The organism is Vibrio sp. 10N.222.46.A1, assembly GCF_041473595.1.
Taxonomy (GTDB): domain Bacteria; phylum Pseudomonadota; class Gammaproteobacteria; order Enterobacterales; family Vibrionaceae; genus Vibrio; species Vibrio tasmaniensis_A.
This window is the reverse complement of record NZ_JBFRSN010000374.1, coordinates 1-4199: the sequence shown is the minus strand read 5'-3', so window position 1 is coordinate 4199 and position 4199 is coordinate 1. Positions and strand designations below refer to the sequence as shown.

Sequence of the window (4199 nt, the reverse complement as noted above, 5' to 3'; positions counted from 1 at the left end):
AATGGTGGCTACTGCGGGATTCGAACCTGCGACCCCATCATTATGAGTGATGTGCTCTAACCAACTGAGCTAAGTAGCCATTTCCAAATTGTTGCTCATTTCGAGACGTTGCCGCTTCGTTGTGAACGGGGCGCATTATGCGGAGTTGAGTGAAACCCGTCAACTTTTTTTTTGAATAAATCACGAATAAACATCTGTTCGGTTTCTTTTTAGTCAAAGAGGCGTATTTGTCAGCAAGAAATAGGTTCAAATGCCGATATATATAGGAAGTTAAGTTTTGGATAAGAAGCTCTTTAGAAAGAGCGAAAACGAAAAAGGCCAGTGAATTCACTGGCCTTTTATTAGATGTTTATCGGTAATTAAACGTTGAAACGGAAGTGAACAACATCACCGTCTTTAACGATGTATTCTTTGCCTTCAAGACGCCATTTACCTGCATCTTTTGCTCCGCTTTCACCGCCAAATTCGATGAAATGTTCGTAACCAACTACTTCTGCACGGATGAATCCTTTTTCGAAGTCGGTGTGGATCTTGCCTGCAGCTTGTGGCGCAGTCGCACCTACAGGGATCGTCCAAGCGCGAACTTCTTTAACACCTGCAGTGAAGTAAGTCTGAAGAGTAAGTAGTTCGTAACCAGAGCGGATCACTCGGTTAAGGCCTGGTTCTTCGATACCCATGTCTGCAAGGAACTCTTCACGATCTTCATCGTCAAGTTCAGAAAGCTCAGATTCGATTGCAGCACAAACAGCAACAACAACGTTGTTCTCTTTTTCTGCGTACTCACGAACTGCGTCTAGGTAAGGGTTGTTTTCAAAACCATCTTCAGCAACGTTTGCGATGTACATTGTTGGCTTAAGCGTTAGGAAGTTAAGGTAGTCGATCGCCGCTACTTCTTCTTTAGCAAGTTCAACAGTACGAGCCATACCACCTTCTGTCAGGATAGGTAGTAGCTTTTCAAGAACCGTAGTTTCGAATTTAGCGTCTTTATCGCCGCCTTTTGCTTTTTTAGCATTGCGGAATATTGCACGTTCACAGCTATCTAGATCGGCAAGAGCAAGCTCAAGGTTGATCACTTCGATATCTTCGATAGGTGATACTTTGCCTGAAACGTGAACGATGTTTTCGTTTTCAAAGCAGCGTACAACGTGACCGATAGCATCAGTTTCGCGGATGTTAGCTAGGAACTTGTTACCTAGACCTTCGCCTTTAGATGCGCCAGCAACTAGGCCTGCGATATCTACGAATTCCATTGTCGTTGGAAGGATCTTCTGTGGATTAACAATTTTTGCTAATGCATCTAAGCGTAGATCTGGAACCGGAACGATACCTGTGTTTGGTTCGATCGTACAAAATGGAAAGTTTGCTGCTTCGATGCCTGCTTTAGTCAGTGCGTTAAACAGAGTTGACTTACCAACGTTTGGTAGACCAACGATGCCACATTTAAAACCCATGATATAAACCTTATTCTGCTTTGAACGTATGTAAGCGATTTTGTGCTTTTGGTAGGCCATCTTTCAATAAGATGTCTAGGCTACGAACCGATTCGTCAACGACAGCCTCGATACACTCTTGCTCTTTCGCAGGAGCTTTGCCTAATACATAACCTGCAACTTTATCTTTGTGTCCTGGATGGCCAATGCCTAATCTAAGACGATAGAATTCTTTATTGTTACCCTGCTTGCTGATGATGTCTTTCAGACCATTATGTCCACCATGACCACCACCTTTTTTAAACTTACCAATACCTGGAGGGAGGTCTAACTCATCGTGAGCGACCATGATCTCTTCTGGTTTAATTTGGTAGAACTTTGCCAGTGCTGCAACTGCTTTGCCGGATAAGTTCATAAAAGTCGTTGGGATCAGCAAACGAAGATCTTCACCATGAACCATGATACGACCCGTTAGGCCAAAGAACTTTGGTTCGTTCTTCAGTGTCACGTTGTGTACACGTGCTAATTCTTCAACTACCCAAGCACCCGCATTGTGGCGAGTTTTGGCGTATTCTGGACCTGGATTAGCCAGTCCAACGAGAAGTTTTATTTGTTGGCTCAAGGTATGGATCTCTCTTGGGATTTCAAAAAGCGCCGTATGATATCACAGTTTATGAAAAAGGTGCGAGCTAGCTGATAGCAACTCAATGATTCAAAACTGTGGTCAAATTCACTTTGTGGTCGTTATACCAATCGTAGTAAATAACTGGTCACCCTAGCTGGTTAAAATGCTCGATAACTGCGTTATAATTTTTGATTGTAGAATAACTACTTATCAAAAAATTACGCCTTGTTCTCAAGCTTTTTTCCTGCGCTATTTCTGAACACTTACTTACTGTGATTGGTATTAGATATAAAAAAAGCACTTCATTGAATGAAGTGCTTAATATCTTTTTCAGATTGTTCTGCTAAAGCAAAGCTATAGAACTTTGATTAGTTGAACATCGCAGAGATAGACTCTTCGTTGCTGATACGACGAATCGCTTCAGCAAGCATGCGAGAAAGGCTTAGTTCAGTTACTTTACCTGTCGCGGCCATTTCTGGAGAAAGCTTGATTGAATCGGTAACAATAACTTGGTCTAGAACTGAATTGCGGATGTTTTCTGCAGCAGTACCAGAGAATACAGCGTGAGTTGCGTAAGCGAATACACGCTTAGCACCGCGCTCTTTAAGCGCTTCAGCTGCTTTACATAGTGTGCCACCCGTATCGATCATGTCATCAACGATAACACAGTCACGGCCTTCAACATCACCGATTAGGTTCATTACTTCAGAAACGTTAGCACGTGGACGACGCTTATCAACGATAGCGATGTCAACATCACCTAGCGCTTTAGCCGTTGCACGAGCACGTACAACACCACCAAGGTCTGGAGAAACCACAACTGGGTTTTCTAGGCCACGGTTAGCCATGTCTTCTAGAAGAACTGGAGTGCCGAAAATGTTATCAACAGGTACATCGAAGAAGCCTTGGATTTGCTCTGCGTGTAGGTCGATAGTCAAAACGCGGTCAACACCAACGTTAGAAAGGAAATCTGCAACAACTTTTGCAGTAATAGGCACACGAGCAGAACGTACACGACGATCTTGACGGGCATAACCGAAGTAAGGGATTACAGCAGTAATACGGCCAGCAGAAGCACGGCGCATTGCGTCAATCATTACCACCAATTCCATAAGGTTGTCATTGGTTGGTGCACAAGTTGATTGAATCAGGAATACATCGCTACCACGAACGTTTTCATTGATTTGTACAGCGACTTCGCCATCAGAAAAACGGTCTACAGTAGCATCTCCAAGAGAGATGTATAGACGATCAGCAATACGTTGGGCTAGTTCAGGTGTTGCGTTACCAGCAAATAGCTTCATATCAGGCACGGTGGAAACCTCGGGTTGCGTCCAGTTTTAAATAGATTGTGGGTGGGCTGATTGGTATTCAGCCAAAGTTTCTTTTAAAGGCGAAATGTTTCGTCCTCTCGCGACAAACGCGGAAACTGTGTCAGGCAGTTGCTCTAGCACTGATTCGGCTTCTTTTTTGCTGCTAAATTCAGCAAAAACGCATGAACCCGTACCAGTCAATCTCGACGGCGCGTATTGTAGCAGCCATGAAAGTTGCTTATCAACCTCTGGGTACAGCATTCGCACAATTTTTTCGCAATCGTTTACGTATTCTTGCTCTAGAAGCGTTGATAGTGCTCGCTTCGGCGTATTTCGAGTTAATTCTGAATGTGTGAATATGTCTACAGTTGCTATGCTCACTTGAGGTTTAACAACGAGATACCATTTTTCATCCGGATTGGCGGGTTGCAGTTGTTCTCCAACCCCTTCAGCAAAGGCGGCATGGCCTTTAACGAAGACAGGAACGTCTGCACCAAGCTTCAAACCGATCTCTGCTAGCTGATTATCAGAAAGGTTGAGTTGCCATAAATGGTTGAGAGCGACTAACACGGTCGCAGCATTTGAAGAACCTCCACCAATGCCACCTCCCATAGGAAGCACTTTCTTTAACTCAATATCCGCACCGAAAGTCGTCGATGTGTATTGTTGAAGGGCAGTTGCGGCTTTCCAAATCAGGTTATCTTCTGTCGCAACACCTGGAATTTCAGGTGTGATGGTTATCGAGCTTGTTTCTCGGTTTGCGGTAACCGTAAGTTCATCGCCAAAGTCGACAAACTGAAATAGGGTCTGAAGTTCGTGATAGCCATTGTC

4 protein-coding genes and 1 tRNA gene are annotated in these 4199 nt (G+C 44.0%); all 5 read right to left on the bottom strand.

Features of this window, described 5'->3' with window-relative positions:
- Nucleotides 1-2: 2 nt before the first annotated feature.
- A tRNA-Met gene (locus tag AB4496_RS11975) sits at nt 3-79 on the bottom strand.
- Between the two features lie 280 nt (nt 80-359).
- Nucleotides 360-1451 (bottom strand): redox-regulated ATPase YchF, encoded by a 1092-nt coding sequence (gene ychF, locus AB4496_RS11970; RefSeq protein WP_029223110.1) that lies wholly within the window; start codon nt 1449-1451, stop codon nt 360-362.
- A 10-nt stretch (nt 1452-1461) separates the two neighbouring features.
- Entirely contained in the window at nt 1462-2052 is a 591-nt protein-coding gene (pth, locus tag AB4496_RS11965; RefSeq protein ID WP_010439162.1) for an aminoacyl-tRNA hydrolase, read from the bottom strand.
- Nucleotides 2053-2423: 371 nt separating this feature from the next.
- Nucleotides 2424-3368, bottom strand: a complete 945-nt coding sequence (locus AB4496_RS11960; protein ID WP_012603389.1) for a ribose-phosphate pyrophosphokinase — start codon at nt 3366-3368, stop codon at nt 2424-2426.
- A gap of 27 nt (nt 3369-3395) precedes the next feature.
- On the bottom strand, nt 3396-4199 hold an 804-nt coding region (gene ispE, locus AB4496_RS11955; RefSeq protein ID WP_372131026.1), incomplete at its 5' end, for a 4-(cytidine 5'-diphospho)-2-C-methyl-D-erythritol kinase.